18 protein-coding genes are annotated in these 18,078 nt (G+C 72.8%); 8 read left to right on the forward strand and 10 right to left on the reverse strand.

Translation table 11 applies throughout. The features are described 5' to 3' along the window. Positions 1–4 precede the first annotated feature (4 nt). Entirely contained in the window at positions 5–2,200 is a 2,196-nt protein-coding gene (locus BJF86_RS11935; RefSeq protein ID WP_075819203.1) for a catalase, read from the reverse strand. 122 nt (positions 2,201–2,322) lie between these two features. Beyond that, positions 2,323–2,592 (reverse strand): antitoxin, encoded by a 270-nt coding sequence (locus BJF86_RS19850; protein ID WP_083653038.1) that lies wholly within the window; start codon positions 2,590–2,592, stop codon positions 2,323–2,325. Between the two features lie 128 nt (positions 2,593–2,720). On the opposite strand from BJF86_RS19850, the gene BJF86_RS11945 reads away from it, so the two are divergent. After that, entirely contained in the window at positions 2,721–3,692 is a 972-nt protein-coding gene (locus tag BJF86_RS11945) for a TIGR03557 family F420-dependent LLM class oxidoreductase (RefSeq protein ID WP_075819205.1), read from the forward strand. A 359-nt stretch (positions 3,693–4,051) separates the two neighbouring features. Here the strand turns inward: BJF86_RS11945 and BJF86_RS18380 are convergent, their stop codons facing one another. The 5 genes from BJF86_RS18380 to BJF86_RS11960 are packed head-to-tail and all read right to left on the reverse strand — an operon-like array spanning position 4,052 to position 8,564. After that, positions 4,052–4,549, reverse strand: coding sequence for a 2Fe-2S iron-sulfur cluster-binding protein (locus BJF86_RS18380; RefSeq protein ID WP_202817349.1), 498 nt, complete (start codon positions 4,547–4,549; stop codon positions 4,052–4,054). Positions 4,550–4,557: 8 nt separating this feature from the next. After that, complete coding sequence (locus BJF86_RS18385) at positions 4,558–4,701, reverse strand: hypothetical protein (RefSeq protein ID WP_202817350.1); 144 nt, start codon at positions 4,699–4,701, stop codon at positions 4,558–4,560. 21 nt (positions 4,702–4,722) lie between these two features. Then, positions 4,723–5,166: an FAD-binding oxidoreductase gene (locus tag BJF86_RS18390; RefSeq protein ID WP_202817351.1), complete on the reverse strand. Its 444-nt coding sequence runs from the start codon at positions 5,164–5,166 to the stop codon at positions 4,723–4,725. Then, the gene (locus tag BJF86_RS11955) at positions 5,163–6,446 is read right to left on the reverse strand and encodes an aromatic ring-hydroxylating oxygenase subunit alpha (RefSeq protein WP_075819207.1); all 1,284 of its coding nucleotides are present in this window, start codon (positions 6,444–6,446) and stop codon (positions 5,163–5,165) included. Before BJF86_RS11955 ends, BJF86_RS18390 begins: the two co-directional genes overlap by 4 nt. 24 nt (positions 6,447–6,470) lie before the next feature. Beyond that, on the reverse strand, positions 6,471–8,564 hold the full coding sequence (locus BJF86_RS11960; RefSeq protein ID WP_075819209.1) for an NADH:flavin oxidoreductase: 2,094 nt from the start codon (positions 8,562–8,564) through the stop codon (positions 6,471–6,473). A 73-nt stretch (positions 8,565–8,637) separates the two neighbouring features. Here BJF86_RS11960 and BJF86_RS11965 point away from each other — a divergent pair, with 73 nt between their 5' ends. Continuing rightward, on the forward strand, positions 8,638–9,537 hold the full coding sequence (locus tag BJF86_RS11965; protein WP_075819212.1) for a LysR family transcriptional regulator: 900 nt from the start codon (positions 8,638–8,640) through the stop codon (positions 9,535–9,537). 18 nt (positions 9,538–9,555) lie between these two features. On the opposite strand, the gene BJF86_RS11970 is transcribed toward BJF86_RS11965, so the two are convergent. Next, positions 9,556–9,849, reverse strand: coding sequence for an antitoxin (locus tag BJF86_RS11970; RefSeq protein ID WP_237768195.1), 294 nt, complete (start codon positions 9,847–9,849; stop codon positions 9,556–9,558). A 110-nt stretch (positions 9,850–9,959) separates the two neighbouring features. Continuing rightward, positions 9,960–10,829 (reverse strand): LysR family transcriptional regulator, encoded by an 870-nt coding sequence (locus BJF86_RS11975; protein WP_075819216.1) that lies wholly within the window; start codon positions 10,827–10,829, stop codon positions 9,960–9,962. A gap of 68 nt (positions 10,830–10,897) precedes the next feature. On the opposite strand from BJF86_RS11975, the gene BJF86_RS11980 reads away from it, so the two are divergent. The 6 genes from BJF86_RS11980 to BJF86_RS12000 all read left to right on the forward strand — a co-directional run bounded on the left by BJF86_RS11980 (position 10,898) and on the right by BJF86_RS12000 (position 16,889). Then, positions 10,898–11,815: an EamA family transporter gene (locus BJF86_RS11980; protein WP_083653019.1), complete on the forward strand. Its 918-nt coding sequence runs from the start codon at positions 10,898–10,900 to the stop codon at positions 11,813–11,815. A 122-nt stretch (positions 11,816–11,937) separates the two neighbouring features. Beyond that, entirely contained in the window at positions 11,938–12,399 is a 462-nt protein-coding gene (locus tag BJF86_RS11985) for an SRPBCC family protein (RefSeq protein WP_075819218.1), read from the forward strand. A gap of 264 nt (positions 12,400–12,663) precedes the next feature. Further along, the gene (locus tag BJF86_RS11990) at positions 12,664–13,131 is read left to right on the forward strand and encodes an SRPBCC family protein (RefSeq protein ID WP_075819220.1); all 468 of its coding nucleotides are present in this window, start codon (positions 12,664–12,666) and stop codon (positions 13,129–13,131) included. Between the two features lie 175 nt (positions 13,132–13,306). Then, positions 13,307–14,815 (forward strand): SulP family inorganic anion transporter, encoded by a 1,509-nt coding sequence (locus BJF86_RS11995; protein ID WP_075819222.1) that lies wholly within the window; start codon positions 13,307–13,309, stop codon positions 14,813–14,815. A gap of 77 nt (positions 14,816–14,892) precedes the next feature. After that, a complete protein-coding gene (locus BJF86_RS19390; RefSeq protein WP_269087278.1) occupies positions 14,893–15,372 on the forward strand; it encodes a BCCT family transporter in 480 nt (159 codons plus the stop codon). Then, positions 15,342–16,889 carry a BCCT family transporter gene (locus tag BJF86_RS12000; protein WP_269087279.1) on the forward strand — a complete coding sequence of 516 codons (1,548 nt, stop codon included), beginning with the start codon at positions 15,342–15,344 and terminating at the stop codon, positions 16,887–16,889. Before BJF86_RS19390 ends, BJF86_RS12000 begins: the two co-directional genes overlap by 31 nt. Here BJF86_RS12000 and BJF86_RS12005 read toward each other — a convergent pair. Beyond that, on the reverse strand, positions 16,881–18,038 hold the full coding sequence (locus tag BJF86_RS12005; protein WP_075819224.1) for a hypothetical protein: 1,158 nt from the start codon (positions 18,036–18,038) through the stop codon (positions 16,881–16,883). The genes BJF86_RS12000 and BJF86_RS12005 overlap by 9 nt on opposite strands. Positions 18,039–18,078 lie beyond the last annotated feature (40 nt).

Raw genomic sequence — 18,078 nt, forward strand, 5'->3', positions numbered from 1 at the left:
CGGATCAGACGTCTCGGGCCCAGTGGCGCAGCGCGCCGCAGGCCTCGAGGAAGTCCTGGGGGGTGGCGGTCCCCAGGTCGTGGCAGGCCTCGTCGAGGCTGCCGTCGATGCCCCCGGCCCGCAGCAGCGCCTGCGCGCCGGGCAGGTGGCCGATGACCTTGTAGTGGCTGAAGGCGTCCGAGACGAAGTCACGGGTGGCGGGGTGCCCGGCGAGCTCGTCGGCGGCACCGTCCGCGCCGAGCAGCGCGACGGCGTCGAAGAGGACCGAGGGTGCTCCGTCGATCTTGTGGTCCACCGGTCGGCGCTCGCCGTCGGCGAGGGTGACCCCGCCGACCTTGAGGCCGATCGTCTCGACGAGGGCACCGCCCTGCTCGAAGGTCTCGCGCAGGCCGTCCAGGACCTCGGCGTCCACGCCGTCGGTGACGAGGATCCCGAGCTTGCGCCCGGCGAAGCTCTGCGGTGCCCGCGACATCATGCTCAGCGCCGGCGAGTCGGGCAGGTCGTGGTTCGGTTGCACGTGCGGCGGCGTCGCCTCCGGCAGGTCCATCCCCAGGCCGTCGGCGACCGCGGCGGCGAGCCCCTCGTCGACGTTGCGCAGGTTGGCCACCACGCGGGTCCGGATCTGCGGGATCTCGCACTTGGAGAGCTCGAAGACGAAGGCCATCCGGATGTGCTGCTGCTCGGTCGCGCTCTGGCTGCGCCAGAACTGCCCCGCCTGGGAGTAGTGGTCGGCGAAGGACTCCGGGCGGACGCGACGGGTGTCGCCGCTCTCGTGCCGGGGCACGCTGCGGTAGCCCCGCTCGGCGTCGGCCCGCGGGCCGGCCGCCGCCCCGGTGAAGGAGTTGGGCTCGTAGGTGGCGCGGCCGGACTGCGCGCCGGTCTGCATGTGCCCGTCCCGCTGGAAGTGCGCCACCGGGCACCGGGGCGCGTTGATGGGCAGCTGGGTGAAGTTGGGGCTGCCCAGCCGCTTGAGCTGGGTGTCCAGGTAGGAGAAGTTGCGGCCCTGCAGCAGCGGGTCGTTGGTGAAGTCGAGGCCACGCACGATGTTCTGGGTGCAGAAGGCGACCTGCTCGGTCTCGCTGAAGACGTTGTCGACCACCCGCTCCAGGCGCATGGTCCCGATGACGCGCAGCGGCACCTGCTCCTCGGGGATGATCTTGGTCGAGTCGAGCACGTCGAACTCGAACTGGTCGGCGAACTCGTCGTCGAAGGTCTGCACGGCGAGGTCCCACTCCGGCAGGTCGCCGTTGTTGATGGCCTGCCACAGGTCACGGCGGTGGAAGTCGGGGTCGGCCCCGTTGATCTTCACGGCCTCGTTCCACACCACGGACTGCAGGCCCTGCCGGGGCACCCAGTGGAACTTCACGTAGGTGCTGCGGCCGTCCGCGTCGACCATCCGGAAGGTGTGCACCCCGAAGCCCTGCATGAAGCGGAAGGACCGTGGGATGGTGCGGTCCGACATCTGCCACAGCAGCATGTGCGTGGACTCGGGCATGAGGCTGGCGAAGTCCCAGAAGGTGTCGTGCGCGGACTGGGCCTGCGGCCAGCCGCGGTCCTGCTCCTCCTTGACGGCGTGGACCAGGTCGGGGAACTTCACCGCGTCCTGGACGAAGAAGACGGGGATGTTGTTGCCGACGAGGTCCCAGTTGCCCTCGTCGGTGTAGAACTTCGTGGCGAAGCCGCGCACGTCGCGCGCGAGGTCGAAGGATCCCAGGTTGCCGGCGACGGTCGAGAAGCGGACGAAGACCGGGGTCTGCTTGCCTGCCTCGGCGAAGAGCGAGGCGCACGTCAGGTCGGACAGGTCCTCGGCCGCGGTGAAGGTGCCGTGTGCGCCGTACCCGCGGGCGTGGACCACCCGCTCCGGGATGCGCTCGTGATCGAAGTGGAAGATCTTCTCGCGCAGCGCGAAGTCCTCGAGCAGGGTCGGGCCGCGGTCACCGGCCTTGAGGGAGTTCTGGTCGTCGGCGAGCGGCAACCCCTGCGCCGTGGTCAGGACCTCCTGGTCGGGTCCGGGCCGTTGGTGCAGCTCACCGCCCTGCCCCGGCTCGGTCCGGTCGGTGTAGAGCGGGTTGTCGGCGGCCTGTCCCGCGGTGCTGGGGCTCGGCGGGCGGGGCACCTCCGGCGCCGGGGGGTAGGACGGAGCGGCCGGCTCGTGCCGGTGCGCTGCGGGGACGGTGGCGTCGTGCTCGCTGTGGGCCATGTCGGTCTCCTCGGTGGTCGGTAGGCACGCCCGACGGCCTGGTCGGTCGAGGGTGCGGGCCTTCGTCGACGCTAACCACGCTCGTGGGGTCCCGCGCGCTCATCCGCCACGAGCGGACGGGGCTAGGGGCGCGAGCCCTCTGGCCGGTCCTCGTCGCGCGGGCGCGGGCGACCCTCGTCTCCCAGGGCCGCCTGACCGGCCGTGTCGCAGACGGAGCGGATCTGGCTGGTGTACTTCCCCTTCGTCTGCCGGTCGGCGAAGTCGGCGGCCTTGTCGAGGAAGGACCGCGTCTTCTCCGGTCCTTGCGGGCGAAGCGGCGGGCCGCGTCGGCGGCGGCGCCCAGGGTGGCGATCTTGCGCAACGGCATGTTGCGTCCTCTGCTGGCGGGGTATGGCGGTCCTGTCACCGGCTCAACGTCCCGGCGTCGCTGATGTCCCCGCGCGACGCCCACGCCGCGCACCCGGCCCAGCCGCCCGTGGGCACGCCGCGCGGCCGGGGGCGCGGCTCCTAGGCTGGAGCCATGCAGATCGGATTCAAGCTGTTCGCCGAGAACTTCTCCCCCACCGAGCTCGTGCGGCAGGCCGTGGAGGCCGAGCGCGCGGGCTTCGACTTCGTCGAGATCAGCGACCACTTCCACCCCTGGCTGCCCGAGCACGAGCACTCGCCCTTCGTCTGGTCGGTGCTCGGCGCGATCGCCGCGTCGACGGAGCGCATCGGGCTGGCGACCGGGGTGACGTGCCCGACCATCCGTTACCACCCGGCGATCATCGCGCAGGCCGCGGCGACCACCCAGATCCTGTCCGGGGGGCGTTTCACCCTCGGGGTGGGGTCGGGCGAGCGGCTCAACGAGCACGTCGTCGGCCAGGGCTGGCCCGAGGTGCGCGACCGGCACCAGATGCTGCGCGAGGCCCTCGAGATCATCCGCCTGCTCTGGCAGGGCGGCTACCACTCCTACCGCGGGGAGTTCCTCACCATCGAGGACGCCCGGGTCTTCGACCTGCCCGAGACGCTGCCGGACATCGTCGTGGCCATCGGCGGGCCGCAGGCGGCCCGGGTGGCCGCCCAGCAGGGCGACGGCATCTTCGCGACCGACCCGGACGCCTCGCTCATCGAGGCCTTCGAGGAGGCCGGCGGGTCCGGCCCGCGCTACAACGAGGTGCCGCTCGCCTGGGCCCCGGACGAGCAGACGGCGGCCGAGTCGGCGCACCGGATGTTCCGCTTCGGCCTGGGCAGCTGGCGGGTCAACAGCGAGCTCCCCAACCCGCCCCACTTCGACGCCGCCACGCAGTTCATCACCCCGGACTCGATGCGCGAGGTCTTCGCCTGCGGCCCCGACGTGGAGCGCCACCTGGAGGTCGTGCGGCAGTTCGCCGACGCGGGCTTCGACCACCTGGCGCTCATCAACGCGGGGCCGGACGTCGACGGCTTCATGCGGTTCTTCAGCGAGGAGCTGCGCCCGCGGTTGCAGGACCTCTCGGCCGAGGTGTTCTGACCGGACGGGTCGGTACACCTAGGCCGACGCCCGAGGGCGGGACGGCGGGTGGCGCGACCGCACCGATCTGCAGCCCGTGACTTCCCGGACCGTCCCCGCCACGTGCGTCACGTGGGCACCACGCGCAGCACGCTGCAGGGATAAGTGCGCACGCCCGGGAGATAACGCGCGCGTGTGGACAGATTGCCGCAGCCTGTGGCTCGTGAGGTCCGTGAGGCTGCAGCCGAGCGGCCCGGCGCCGTCCGCGGTGGCCCCACGCCGGCCGCGTCGCCCGGCGCCGGGCGCGGTCGCTCGGCGAGGCTCACCGGACCCGGCCGCTGAGTGGGAGAAACCATGCCCCGGCATGCGCGACCGGGACCTCATGCCTCGATGACGCAGTCCTCCAACGGCGTGGAGCAGCACAGCAGCACCTTGTCGGCGGCGATCTCGCGGGGCCGGATGCCACCGCCGTGCCGCATGTCGACGCTGCCGGTGAGCAGCTGGCTCTTGCAGGTGCCGCACACCCCCTCCGCGCAGGACGAGGGCAGGCTCAACCCGGCCTGGGCGGCTGCGGCCAGGATCGTCTGGCCGGCGGCGCAGGGCACCTCCCGGCCGCTGCGCGTCAGGGTCACGGTATGCGTCGCCGTCCCGGCGGCGTCCCCGTCGCCCACGCCCTCGTCGGACGCCGGGACGTCCGGCGCGGGTGCGTCGCCTGCCACCACGCCCCCGCTGGTGTCGAGGACGAAGGACTCCTGGTGGCACCGCTGTGGGTCGCACCCGAGCTCGGCCAGCAGCCCGCGCACGTCGTCCATGTAGGGCGCCGGCCCGCAGGTGAAGACCTCCCGGCCGGCGGCGTCGGGCACCAGCTCACGGAGCAACCCGGCGGTCAGTCGACCACGGGCACCACGCCATACCTCGTCCTCGCTGTCGCCCTCGCAGCCACGGCGACTCGCAGCCAGGGCAACGCCGCCTCCAGCTGCTCGAGCTCGCGGCCGAAGATGATGTCTGCCGGCGTCCGCGCGCTGTGCACGAAGACGACGTCGTGCGGTCCCTAGACCCGGGCGAGCCTCCGCAGCATCGACATCACCGGTGTGATGCCGCTGCCCGCCGACAGCAGCAGGTGCGCGGCCGCCGGGTGCTCGTCGGTGCTGAAGACCCCCATGGGGCCGCTGACCCGCAGCCGACCACCGGGCTCGAGCCGGTCGTGCAGCCACCCCGACACCGGCCCCTGCCGCTTCACCGTCAGCGTGAGGGTGCCGGTCTGCAGCGGGGAGGAGGCGATGGTGTAGCACCGGCTGAGCGGCTTGCCGTCCAGCTCCACGGTCACCGTGACGTACTGCCCCGGCCGGAACCGCAACGCAGCATCGTCCGGCACCGCCAGGGTGAGGCTGCGCACGTCGTGGGTCACCTGCTCCACCCCGACACAGACGAGCTCCCCGTCCACCTGGTCCCGGGAGGCCGGCGCTCGCGTCTCACGGACCAGCACCTCGGTCATCGGGCCACCTCCTCGCGCAGGCGGGCGACGTACCACGCGACGAAGGACTCGACCTGCCGCTCGCTGGGGGAGTATGGCCCGGGCACGTAGGCGGGGTCGCCCACCCCCTGCTGGGCCCGGGCGCAGAACTCGCCGTCCTCCTCGTTGGTGTGGTCCCACACCTCGGTGAGCCGCCCGAGGTCGTAGTGCTCGCCCTCCACGGCGTCCTCGTGCACTAGCCAGGTGGTGCGCACCAGGGTCCGGTCGGGGGCCAGCGGCAGCACCGCGAAGGTGACGACGTGGTCGGAGAGGAAGTGGAACCACGCGTTGGGCTGGGTGTGCACCGAGGCCCGCCCCAGCCGCGCCGTGTCGAAGTCGGCCAGGAGGCGGCGGGAGGCGACGGCCCCGTCGACGGTGTAAGACTCCCCGGCGCCGTCCAGCGCCTCGCGCTGGACCCGGAAGGCGGTGGACCGCTCCTCCTCCAGGGCCTCGACCTCGGCGAAGGCCATGCCCCGCTCGCGGCAGGCGGTCTCCAGCGCGGCCTCGGCCGCGAGGTAGCGCTCGTGCGCGGGCATGAGGCGGGCCGGGATCTTGTCGCGGTCGTAGCCCCAGGTCGGGAAGAAGGTGCAGGTCAGCTCGGGGTGCCCACCCTCGCAGTGGTAGCACTCCCGGTTGTTCTCCATCACCAGCTTCCAGTTGGCGTGCTCGATGAGGTCGTGCTGGGCCGCGACCTTGGTGCGCAGCGGCTGGTGCGGGTCGAGATAGGGAGCGACGGTCGCCGCCATCTCCTCCCAGTCCTCGGGCGGGTCCTCGGCGAGGCTGACGAAGACGAGCCCGGAGACCGTGCGCACGTGGACCCCTCGCAGCCCGAAGCAGGACGTGTCGAACGTCGGTGCCTGGTCGCCGGCGTGCAGCAGGGTGCCGTCGGTGGCGTAGGTCCACCGGTGGTAGCCGCAGACGATGTTGCCGACCGACCCGGAACGCTCGGTGAGCACCCGGGAGCCACGGTGCCGGCACACGTTGCGCAGCGCGCTCACCTCCTCGTCGTCGTCGCGCACGACGATGACCGAGTGCGGACCGATGTCGACGGTGACGAAGTCGCCGGGCTCGGCGATCTCGGCCTCGGTCGCGACGAAGATCCAGCACCGTGCCCACACGGCCGCCAGATCGGCCTCGAAGACTTCCTGGCTGGTGTAGAAGGGCGCGTCCAGGCTGAAACCCGGCACCCGCCGGGCGACCAGCTCGGCGAGGTCGGTGGTCCCGGTCGTGGTCTGCGTGGGGGTGCTGGTGAGGGTGGTCATCGGGTCCTCCTTCGGGTATGCCGGTCAGATGGCCAGGCAGAGGCGGAGCGCGTCGTAGATCGCGGCGTGGATGTTGCGGCTGGCGACCGCGTCGCCGATCCGGAAGAGCTGGAAGCCCGAGCCGGCAGGCTGGGGCAGGTGGGAGGCGACCGACCGGCCCCCGGCCTGCCCGCCCGCGGCGCCGACCCCGACGAGCTGCGGCCGCACGGCGAGCAGCGCGTCGTGGTCCACCGCGCCGGCGTTGACGGACAGCGGCACGAGCTGGTGGTAGAGGTCGTCGAGCGGGAGGGTGCCGTGCTCCACGACCACCTGGTCGACCCGGCGCTCCGTCTCGGCACCGGAGTAGTCGTGGCGCAACCGGGCGACGAGCCCGCCCTTGGGGTGGCGCGTGACGCCGACCAGACGGGTCGCGAGGGTGACGGCGACGTCGTGCTCGTCGAAGGCCCGCAGATAGGCAGGTGAGTTCATCCCCCCGACGAGGGGCGCGATCATCCGCTCGGGCGTGACGAACTCCACCCTGGCCCCGCGGCCCGCCAGCAGCTCGGCGGCGTCGACGCCCGGCTCGGCGCCGTTGTCGTCGTAGACGACCACGCTGCCGCCCTCCCGCACCTCGCCGGACATCACGTCCCAGGTGTCACGCACCAGCCCGGCGCCCTCGAGCAGGAAGTCGTGATTCGGCATACCCCCGGTGGCCACGATGACGACGTCCGGCTCCTCGGCGAGCACGGTCTCGACCTCCGCGAAGACGCCGAGGCGCAGGTCGACACCGGTGTGCTTGAGCTCACTGACCCGCCAGTCGACGACCCCGACGAGGTCGCGCCGGCGGCCCGGGCGCGAGGCCAGCTTGACCTGGCCCCCCGGGAGGTCGTCGGCCTCCAGGACGACGACGTCGTGACCGCGCTCGCCGAGCACCCTGCCGGCCTCGAGCCCGGCGGGACCGGCGCCGACGACGACCACCTTGCGGCGCACCGGTGCGGGCGGGACGACGTGGCTGAGCGTGAGCTCGCGCCCGGCCGCCGCGTTGTGCAGGCACTTGGCGTCGCCCGAGGCGTAGATCGCGTCCAGGCAGTAGTTGGCGCCGACGCAGGGCCGCACCCGGTCCTCCTCACCGGCGGCGATCTTGGCGACGAGATAGGGATCGGCGATCTGCGGGCGCGTCATCCCCACCAGGTCGAGCAGCCCGTCGCGGATCGCGTGCCGGGCGGTCGCCGCGTCGGAGATCCGCGAGGCGTGCATGACGGGGATGTCGACCTCACGGCGGATCTCCCCGGCGAAGTCGAGGAAGGGCGCGGACGGGGTGCCCATCGAGGGGATGACCCGGGCGAGCGTCGCGTCGCTCTCGATGGTGCCCTTGATCACGCTGAGCAGGTCCACGCCATCCTGCGTGAACGCATGCAGCGCGGTGAGCGCCTCCTCGCGCTGCAGGCCGTCGGGCCGGTCCTCGTCCATGGACATGCGGATCGCGAGGACCGGCTCCGGCCCCAGCGCGGCACGCACGGCACGGATGACCCGCCGGGGGAAGGCCATCCGGTGCTCGAGGGAGCCGCCCCACTCGTCGTCCCGGTGGTTCGTCGCGGGGGAAAGGAAGGCGTCCAGCAGGTGGCCGTAGCTCTGCAGCTCGATGCCGTCGAGCCCGCCCTCGACGCAGCGCTGGGCGGCGCTGACGTAGTCCTCGACGATGCGGTCGAGGTCCCACGCCTCGGCGACCTTGGGGAAGGCCCGGTGCGCCGGCTCGCGCAGTGGCGAGGGGAAGACCGTCGGCAGCCAGTCGCCGGTGTAGTTGCTGGTCCGCCGCCCAAGGTGGGTCACCTGGCACATGACGGCGGCACCCTCCTCGTGCACGGCGTCGGTGAGGCGGCGCATCCAGGGCACGATCTCGTCGCGGTGCAGCTCGAGGTTGCCGAAGGCGGGCGGGCTGTCGCGGGCGATCACCGCCGAGCCACCGATCATGGTGAGACCGACACCGCCTCGGGCCTTCTCCACGTGGTAGGCGAGGTAGCGCTCGCGCGGCAGCCCACCCTCGGCGTAGGCCGGCTCGTGGCTGGTGCTCACGACCCGGTTCCGCAGCCGGAGCCCCTTGATCGTGAAGGGGTCCAGGAGCGGGTCGAGGGTGCGCATACCGCGAGTCTGCGGTGCGGGTCCTCGCGCGCACCAGCGCCGGAAAATGCACGATGTCGTGCACACTGGCTGCATGATCGACCGGCGCCTGCAGGTGCTGCGGATGGTGGCCCAGCGCGGCACGGTGACGGGTGCCGCCGAGGCCCTGAGCTACACCCCCTCGGCGGTCTCCCAGCAGCTGCGGACCCTGGGCCGGGAGCTGGGGGTCGACCTGCTGGTGCACGACGGGCGCGGCGTGCGGCTCAGCCCCGCGGCGCAGGTGCTCCTGGACCGCACCGACGACCTGGTATGCCGGTGGGAGCAGATCCGCGCCGAGGTCGCCAGGGTGGCGCAGACCGGGGGCGGGGTGCTGCGCCTGGCCGGCTTCTCGACCGCCGCCTCGGCGCTCCTGCCCGAGGTGGCGGCGCGCGTCCACGCCGAGCTCGGCGCCGAGGTCCAGATCGTCGAGGCCGACCCCGAGGAGTGCTTCGAGCTGCTCCTCACCGGGCGGGCCGACGTCGCCGTCGTCGTGGCGCTCTCGACCCTCCCGCCCAGCACGGACAGCCGCTTCGAGCAGCGCCCGCTGCTGGAGGACCCGATCGACCTCCTGGTGCGTGCGGGCGATCCGCTGGCGAGCCGGGGGTCGGTGCCCCTGCGGGATCTCGCGGGGGAGCGCTGGATCATGGACCGGCCGGGGCGGCCCTACCACGAGCTGCTCCAGACCGCCTGCACCGGCGCCGGCTTCACCCCGACGGTCGCGCACTACGCCGCGGAGTGGGACACCGGCGCGGCGCTCGTGGGGGCAGGCCTGGGCATCGCGCTCGTGCCGCGCCTGGCCCAGATCCCCACCGCCTACCCGGTGGTCAGGGTGCCACTACACGGTGATCCGGCGCCGGCGCGCTACCTGCGGACCGGCATCCGGCGTGGCAGCGCCGACCACCCGGGCATCGCGACCGCGCTCGGGGCGCTCCGGGAGGCGGCCGCCGCCCGCTGACCGCGCCCGGTCAGCGGCTCAGGCGGACGGCGGCGGGGGCGGCGGCGTGCGGCTGGTCGAGCCGGTGTCCCGCCCGTCCTCGACCGGGCGGTCCTGCGGGTCGCTCGCCGGGTCGCGACCGTCCCTCCCCAGCGCCGCCTGGCTCGCCTTGTCGCTGGCCGAGCGGATCTGCGAGGAGTACTTCCCCTTGGTCTGCCGGTCGGCGAAGTCGGCGGCCTTGTCCAGGTAGGACCGCGTCTTCTCCGGGTTCTTGCGCGCGAAGCGGCGGGCCGCATCCAGGGCGGCGCCGAGCGCGGCGGTCTTGCGGGGCAAGCTCATCCTCTCGTCGGACTGCTCTCGAGGCGTGTCAACGCCCCGCCGGGTCAGGAGTTTCCCGCCGCGCGCTCAGGCCGGCTCGGGCAGCGCCGCGGCGACGGGGCGAGTCAGGCGGTCCGCGCGTAGGTCTCGCGGATCACGGCCACCAGCTCGTCGAGCCAGGCCGGCGGGTCCTGCCGCCACCAGATGAGGTGGACCGCCACGGTCGGCGCGTCCCGGACCCGGCGGAAGACCACCCCGGTGCGGGAGTACTGCGCCGCCGTCGCCTGTGAGGTCAGCCCGATCGCCCGGCCCGCCGCGATCGCGGTGAGCCACTCGTCGGTGCCCCGGACCTCGCGGTAGGACCCGGGAGCCTGCTGCGGGGTCCAGAGGTCGGGGGTCGTCGTGCCGGTGGCGACGTCGAGGGCCACGGTCTGACCCGCGTAGTCGGCCATCCGCAGGCTGCGGCGGCGCGCGAGCTCGTGCTCGACGGGCAGCGCCGCCATCCGGTCCTCGTGGCCGAGCAGCGCGCTCGCCAGCTGCGAGACGCCGGGGTCGCGGCGCACCACGGCGACCTCGGCGATCCCCTCGGTGAGGCCGGCGAAGCGCGTCGTGCTGTTGACGAAGGTCAGCTCCGAGCCCGGGTGCCGCCGGGCCCACTCCCGTTGCACGGTCGCGGTGTGCACGCCGAGCGCGGCCCAGGCGAACCCGACCCGGACCTCGCCACCCTCGTCCTGGGCCGCCCGCACCAACCCGGCGGCCTCGTCCTGCAACCGGCGGGCGTGCGCCACGACGCGACGCCCGGCGACGGTGAGGGTCACGACCCGACCGCCACGCTGCAGCAGCCGCACGCCGAGCGCCTGCTCGAGCGCCCCCACGTGGCGCGAGACCGACGCCTGCGTGGTCCGCAGCGCGATCGCGGCGTCGGTGAAGGTGCCCTCGTCGACGACGGCGAGGAACGAGCGCAGGTCGCGCAACGACAGGTCGGCCGGAGGCATACGACAAGTGTATGCAGATCAGGGCTCGTGCATTTCTCGTATGCCTCCGTGCGCCGGAGACTGCGGGGATGTCGGTGACCCAGCCCCCCGCTCCCGCCGCCGTTCGCCCGCCCGCGTCGCGCACCAGCCCGCGCGACGTGCTGCTCATGCTCACCGCCGCAGGCAGCACGCAGGTCGGTGCCGCCTGGGGCAGCCACGCGTTCTCGGCGATCGGGCCCGCCGGGGTGGTCGCGGTGCGCCAGCTCGTGGCCTCCGCGGTGCTGCTGCCGCTCACCCGACCGCAGGTCCGACGGCTGACGCGGGCCCAGTGGCTGCGCGTCGTCTGGCTGGCGGCGATGTTCGCCGGGATGAACCTCGGGCTCTACGCCGCGGTCGAGCGGATCGGCCTCGGTCTCGCGGTGACCCTGGAGTTCCTCGGCCCGCTGGCGGTGGCGCTGCTCGGCTCCCGGTCGGCGCGGGACCTCGCGCTCGCGGTCGCGGCCGGGATCGGGGTCTACGTCCTCGTGCTGCCCGGCCCGAGCAGCGACTATCTCGGCGTCGCCTTCGGTCTGGCTGCCGCGGCCTGCTGGGGCGGCTACATCCTCGCCAACCGCGCGGTCGGCGCGGCGCTGCCGGGGGTGCAGGGGACCGCGCTCGCGACCGCGGTCTCGGCGACGGCATACCTCCCGGTCCTGGTCTGGCTCAGCCTCACCGACCGCTTCACCACCGCGGCCTTCGGGTATGCCATCGTCGCCGGCGTCCTGTCGACGGTCGTGCCCTACACCCTCGACCTGCTGGTGCTGCGGCGGGTGCCGGCCGGGGTCTTCGGCATCGCGATGAGCGCCCACCCGGTGCTCGCCGCGCTCGTCGGGGTCGTCCTGCTCGGCCAGCTGCTCGCGCTGCACGAGTGGGTCGGCATGGCGGTCATCGTCGTCGCCAACGCGGTGACCATGGCTGGTCGGGGGGCGCGGCCCGTCCCGAGACCCCGTCCGGCTGCCCGTCGCTGACCCGTGGGGCATGCTGGTGCCTCACCTTGCGACACATCCGTGCCCCGGGGCACGCATGGGTCGCGAGGTCAGGCACCAGGCTGGGCACAAGCGTGCTCAGCGGGGACGGAGGAGGCGGATCGATGCGACCCCTGACCGACGAGGTCACCCTGCACCTGGACGCCCCGCCCGAAGAGGTGTGGGCGCTGGTCAGCGATGTCACCCGGATCGGGGAGTTCAGCCCGGAGACGGTGGCGGGGCGGTGGACCGGGGGCTCCACCGGGCCCGAGGTCGGCGCGACCTTCGCCGGCAAGGTCGTGCGCAACGGGGTGGGCCCGACCTACTGGGCCGCCTGCCGGGTCACCCGCTGCGAGCCGGAGCGGCTCTTCGAGTTCTCCGTGGGCACCAAGACGGTCGCCGTCAACAACTGGGGCTACCGGCTGGAGCCGAGCGGTGGGGGCACCGACGTGACCGAGTACTACCGGCTCGAGCCGATGCTGCCGCTGCGGATCTACTGGGCGCTGCTCGGGAGGCTGCGCGGCCGCACCAACCTCCGCGGCATGCGCACCACCCTGGAGCGGATGAAGGCAGTCGTCGAGGCCTGACCCGATCGCGGGGCACGCTCGTTCAGCCGAGCAGCTCGCGCAGCGCGGCGGAGAACTCCGCCGGCCGGCCCGCGGGCTGCCCGTAGATCTCGCCCATGAAGCCGCTGGCTGCTGCTGAGAGGAGTCGTCGATCGGGCCGTCCACCATGACCAGGGTGACGAGCTCGGCCATCGCCACCCCGTGACCGTCGCGGTGCCGGGTGTGACACGCCTCCGCGGACTCATCGCTCGACGCGCACCGGCCCGGGACGGTTGACTGGTGTCCATGAGCAGCGAGCAACCGCAGACCGAGCAGCGCGTCGTCACCGCCAGCCGCGAGATCGAGGCACCGGCGGAGGTGATCTTCGAGCTCATCGCCGACCCGCGCCGCCAGCCGGAGTGGGACGGCAACGACAACCTCGACGAGGTGGTCGGCGGCGAGCGGATCCGGGCCGTGGGCGAGGTCTTCTCCATGCGGCTGACCAACGGCAAGGTGCGTGACAACCACGTCGTGGCCTTCGAGGAGGGCCGCCGGGTCGCGTGGCGTCCGGCGAGCGAGGGCCAGGACCCGGCCGGGCACGAGTGGGGCTGGCAGGTCGAGCCGCTGGGGGAGGGTCGCTGCCGCGTCACCCACGTCTACGACTGGAGCGAGCTGACCGACGAGTCCCGCATGGACAAGGCGCGGAGCACGACCACCGACCACCTGCAGGCCTCGCTGGGCCGGCTCGCGGAGGTGGCGGTCGCCCGCGGCTGAGGCCGACGGAGCAGCCCCGGGGCCGGAGCCGGGAGGACGGCGCACGACGGCGGGCGGGGGCGTCGCGGCGCGACGGTAGACTGGTGACGCCGCCGGCGGTGGGCGCCCGCCCGGACCGGACCACCGGCATACCTCCCTGACACCACCGACGATCCTGCGAGGACTCGCCCTGTCCATGCTGCCTGCCCCCGCGCCCTCCACCACCAGCACCCCCGACCCGCACTCGGTCCGTGCCGCGCTGCGCTCCCCGGCGCGCCTGCGCACCGAGATCCTCGCCGGCCTCGTCGTGGCCCTGGCCCTCATCCCCGAGGCCATCTCCTTCTCGGTCATCGCCGGCGTCGACCCGCGCGTCGGGCTCTTCGCGTCCTTCACGATGGCGGTGACGATCGCGATCGTCGGCGGCCGCCGGGCGATGATCTCCGCGGCCACCGGCGCGATCGCGCTGGTCATCGCACCGGTCGTCCGCGAGCACGGCCTCGACTACCTCATCGCGACCGTGCTGCTCGCCGGCGTGCTGCAGATCGTGCTCTCCCTGTCGGGCGTCGCCCGGCTCATGCGTTTCATCCCCCGGATGGTCATGGTCGGCTTCGTCAACGCGCTGGCCATCCTCATCTTCACCGCGCAGATCCCGCACCTGGTCAGCGTTCCCTGGCTGGTCTACCCCATGGTGGCCGCCGGCATCCTCGTCATGGTGGCGCTGCCCCGCGTCACGACGGCCGTGCCCGCCCCGCTGGTCGCGATCGTGGCGCTCACCACGCTCGCGCTCACCGCACGGATGGGGCTGCCGGACGTCGGCGACGAGGGGCAACTGCCGGACAGCCTGCCCTCCTTCGTCCTCCCGGACGTCCCGCTCACCTGGGAGACGCTGCAGATCATCGCTCCGTATGCCCTCGCCATGGCGCTCGTCGGCCTCATGGAGTCGCTCATGACCGCCAAGCTCGTCGACGACATCACCGACACCGGGTCGGACAAGACCCGCGAGGGCTGGGGCCAGGGTGTCGCCAACGTCGTCACCGGCCTCTTCGGGGGCATGGGCGGCTGCGCGATGATCGGCCAGACGATGGTCAACGTCAAGGCCTCGGGCGCGCGCACCCGGATCTCGACCTTCCTCGCGGGTGTCTTCCTGCTGATCCTCGTCGTGGTCCTCGGCGACCTCGTCGCATCCATCCCCATGGCCGCCCTCGTCGCGGTGATGATCATGGTCTCGGTCGCGACCTTCGACTGGCACAGCATCGCGCCGTCGACGCTGCGCCGGATGCCCAAGAGCGAGAACATCGTCATGATCGCGACCGTCGCCACCACCATCGCGACCCACAACCTGGCGATCGGTGTGGTCGTCGGCGTGCTCACCGCGATGGTCGTCTTCGCCCGCCGCGTGGCGCACTTCACGCAGGTGGTCAGCGTGCCGAACGACGACCCCGAGGTGGCGACCTACAAGGTCGTCGGCGAGCTCTTCTTCGCCTCGAGCAACGACCTGGTGCACCAGTTCGACTACGCCGGCGACCCGCGAAGCGTCGTCATCGACATGACCGACTCCCACATCTGGGACGCCTCGACCGTCGCGGCCCTGGACGCGATCGAGCGGAAGTATGCCGCGCACGGCACCACCGTCGACATCCGCGGCCTCAACGACTCCAGCCTCACCCGGCACCGGCAGCTCGCGGGGCACCTCGGCAGCATGTGATCACCGGCGCGGTCGACAGGTCCCCCCGGCTCCGCGAGACTGAGGGGCGTCCGAGGTCCCTCAGGAGGTAGCCGCCGATGTCGTCGCCCACCCAGTCCCCGCCGGAGTCGCCGGCCGAGCCGACCAGCCCCGGGGGTGGGTGGTCGGCGATCCTCAAGCCGGTCTTCATCCCGGCCTCGGTCGTTATCTTCGGCCTCATCATCGCCACCATCGTCTTCGCCCGCTCCGCCGGCGACGCCCTGGAGAGCGCCACCACCTCGCTCAACACCGCCATCACCGACGGGGTGGGCTGGTGGTACGTCATCGCCGTCAACCTCTTCCTCGGCTTCGTCATCTACTGCGCGGTCTCCCGGGTGGGCCGGATCCGGCTCGGCCGTGACCACGAGCGGCCCGAGTTCGGGGTCGTCTCCTGGTTCCTCATGCTCTTCAGCGCGGGTATGGGGATCGGTCTGGTCTTCTTCGGTGTCGCCGAGCCGCTCTGGCACTACATCGCCCCGCCGGAGCCTTCGGCAACGCGCCGGAGTCGATGGGTGCCGCGCAGGAGTCGGTCGGGCTGATGATGCTGCAGTGGGGGCTGCACCCGTGGGCGATCTACGCGGTGGTGGGTCTCGGGCTGGCCTACATGTCCTTCCGCCGTGGTCGCCCGCTCGCGGTGCGCTGGCTGCTCGAGCCGCTCATCGGGCGCGAGCGGGTCGAGGGCTGGATGGGGCATACCATCGACACCGTCGCGATCGTGGGCACCCTCTTCGGGGTCGCGACCTCCTTCGGCTTCGGCGTCAGCCAGATCCTCGGTGGGCTGGAGTTCCTCGGCTGGGCCGAGCGCTCGACCTGGCTCATCATCGGCCTCATCGGCGGCATCACCGCGGTCGCCGTGTGGTCGGTCGTGTCCGGCGTGCACAAGGGCCTGAAGTGGCTGTCCAACATCAACATGTCGGTGGCCGCCCTGATGGCGCTGATCGTCTTCGTCCTCGGCCCGACGATCTTCCTGCTCAAGGCCATCCCGCAGAACCTCGGGCAGTACCTCAGCCTGCTGCCCCAGACCGCCCTGCACGTCGGCCCGTTCTCCACCGACGGTTGGGAGGGCGCCTGGACCATCGCCTACTGGGGCTGGTGGACCAGCTGGGCGCCCTTCGTCGGCATGTTCATCGCACGCATCTCCCGGGGCCGGACCATCCGCGAGTTCGTCCTCGGCGTCCTGCTCGCCCCGACGGCGGCGAGCCTGGTGTGGTTCACGATCTTTGGTGACGCGGCCATCCTCTTCCAGCGGGAGTCCGGCTCGCTGGCGACCGACGACGGCGAGGGCGGCCTGACGCTCAACAGCGACACCGCGCTGTTCCAGTTCTTCGAGTCGATGCCCGGTGCTCTCACCACCGTGCTGTCCGTCGTGGCGATGTGCGTCGTCATCCTCTTCTTCGTCACCTCCTCCGACTCCGGCTCGCTGGTCATCGACATGCTCGCCTCGGGCGGCAGCACCGAGACCCCCGTCACCACCCGGGTCTACTGGGCCGTGCTGGAGGGCGTCGCTGCGGCCGCCCTGCTCGTCGTGGGCGGTGACGTCGCCCTGACGGCGCTGCAGACGTTGTCGATCTCGACCGCCGCACCCTTCTCGATCATCCTCGTCCTGGCGTGCGTCTCGCTGCTGCGGGCCTTCCGCCACGAGGTCGCCTCGATGCCGCACTACATGCAGGTCATGCCGAGCGGCACCCACGAGGAGCCCGAACTGGCCGAGGGCGGGCCTCAGCCGGCCACCCGGGGTCGTCGGCGCACCGTCCGCGAGGAGCTGGGGTCGGTGTCGTCCACCCTCGCCGGCTTCGAGCCGGACAGCACGCCGCACACCAACGGTGACGGTCCGGTCGTCTCCTACCGTCCGCTGAGCAGCAGCGAGGTCCGCATCGACGAACGCACCGGGCAGACCGAGGTGGAGCGGGTCGACGACCCGCTGGCCGGGGAGGTCTTCGACACCCCGGAGTTCACCTCGTCGCAGGAGTACCTCGACCAGGGCGGGTCGGCCCCGTCGCCGCAGGCCGATGAGGCGCAGGAGTCCGAGCCCGCAGCTCGGGGCGCCTCAGGCTGAGCCGGCGACCTCGCCCGGGTCGACCCAGGCGGTGAAGATCGGGAGGTGGTCCCACGGGCTGCCGTCGTGGAGCGCCACCGCCACGACGGCGTGCGGCCGGTCCAGGCGGACGTGGATCCGGCGGACCAGCACCTCCTGCTCCAGCGGCATCCCGGCCGCGCGGACCGCCATACCCGTCACCGCAGCCGCCTCGAAGCCGGTCGCGGTGTAGGCCGCGACCGCGCTCTGGCGGACCTCGCAGTCGGACGGGCGCTCGGCGGGGAGCACGAACGCCTCGAGCGCCGCGGCCGCCGCCCCGAAGCCGGGGGCCGTGGTCAGGTCGTGGTCGCTCACGAGGCGCCACGGAGGCACCCAGCCGGTCCACTCCTCGATCACGTCCCGGAAGGAGGGGCGCGTCTCGCGGTGCTCGGTGACCGTCCAGGCGTGCCCGTCCCGGGTGACCTCGAGACCGGCCGGGGCGCGCCGTGTGGTCATCTGCGCAGCCGCCTCGTGCGCGGCGGCGAGCACCTGCCCCCGAGGCACCTGCGGGTCGGCGATCACGCTGACGACCGCCAGCCCCGAGGTGGACCGTGGCGCGACCACCCCGACCGGACCCGCCGCCTGCGTGTCGAGGACGACGTGCCGGGCGGTGCTGCCCACCGTGCCCAGCCCGCCGTCCTCGAGCTCGGTGAGCGGGATGCTCCAGGAGATCCGGGTCGCGAGCGCGGAGGCGAGGACCAGCCGCGTCAGCTCGGTGAGCTGCACCGGGAAGTGCTCGATGAGGCCGTCGGTCCGCTCGCTCGCCCATCGGTCGGCGCCCCCCTGGTCGGGCAGCGGCCCGTCCTCGACCCGGTCGGGCACCGACCACGCGGCGAAGTCCTCGGTGAGCCGCTCCGCGTCGGCCCAGCGCGCGACCGCCGCTGCGACCGCCGGGTGCGGGTCGTCCAGCAGCGCGGTGAGCGCCTCCACCGCCTCGTCGGCGGGCAGGCCGAGCGCTTCCTCGAGCGCAGCCGCGTCATCGGCCCGGGCCGGGCCGCTCCCGGCCACGAGGGCCAGGAGCAGCCAGGCGCCGAGCCCCGAGCACACGCCCGGCCCGGTGAGCACCTGCGCGTCGACCGCGACGGCATACCGGCGGACGGCGTCGACGACCCGGCTCGGATCTGCTCCCATCCCCCCCATCCTGGCACCCGTAGGCTCACGGTGTCGGACG

The organism is Serinicoccus sp. CNJ-927 (assembly GCF_001942435.1).
GTDB classification, from domain to species: domain Bacteria; phylum Actinomycetota; class Actinomycetes; order Actinomycetales; family Dermatophilaceae; genus Ornithinicoccus; species Ornithinicoccus marinus.

Bases quoted from the DNA above. Each gene is read 5' to 3' on its own strand.
- BJF86_RS11935 (WP_075819203.1), bottom strand. From the start codon at position 2,200: ATGGCCCACAGCGAGCACGACGCCACCGTCCCCGCAGCGCACCGGCAC.
- BJF86_RS11945 (WP_075819205.1), top strand. From the start codon at position 2,721: ATGCAGATCGGATTCAAGCTGTTCGCCGAGAACTTCTCCCCCACCGAG.
- BJF86_RS18390 (WP_202817351.1), bottom strand. From the start codon at position 5,166: ATGACCGAGGTGCTGGTCCGTGAGACGCGAGCGCCGGCCTCCCGGGAC.
- BJF86_RS11955 (WP_075819207.1), bottom strand. From the start codon at position 6,446: ATGACCACCCTCACCAGCACCCCCACGCAGACCACGACCGGGACCACC.
- BJF86_RS11960 (WP_075819209.1), bottom strand. From the start codon at position 8,564: ATGCGCACCCTCGACCCGCTCCTGGACCCCTTCACGATCAAGGGGCTC.
- BJF86_RS11965 (WP_075819212.1), top strand. From the start codon at position 8,638: ATGATCGACCGGCGCCTGCAGGTGCTGCGGATGGTGGCCCAGCGCGGC.
- BJF86_RS11975 (WP_075819216.1), bottom strand. From the start codon at position 10,829: ATGCCTCCGGCCGACCTGTCGTTGCGCGACCTGCGCTCGTTCCTCGCC.
- BJF86_RS11980 (WP_083653019.1), top strand. From the start codon at position 10,898: ATGTCGGTGACCCAGCCCCCCGCTCCCGCCGCCGTTCGCCCGCCCGCG.
- BJF86_RS11985 (WP_075819218.1), top strand. From the start codon at position 11,938: ATGCGACCCCTGACCGACGAGGTCACCCTGCACCTGGACGCCCCGCCC.
- BJF86_RS11990 (WP_075819220.1), top strand. From the start codon at position 12,664: ATGAGCAGCGAGCAACCGCAGACCGAGCAGCGCGTCGTCACCGCCAGC.
- BJF86_RS11995 (WP_075819222.1), top strand. From the start codon at position 13,307: ATGCTGCCTGCCCCCGCGCCCTCCACCACCAGCACCCCCGACCCGCAC.
- BJF86_RS19390 (WP_269087278.1), top strand. From the start codon at position 14,893: ATGTCGTCGCCCACCCAGTCCCCGCCGGAGTCGCCGGCCGAGCCGACC.
- BJF86_RS12000 (WP_269087279.1), top strand. From the start codon at position 15,342: ATGGGTGCCGCGCAGGAGTCGGTCGGGCTGATGATGCTGCAGTGGGGG.
- BJF86_RS12005 (WP_075819224.1), bottom strand. From the start codon at position 18,038: ATGGGAGCAGATCCGAGCCGGGTCGTCGACGCCGTCCGCCGGTATGCC.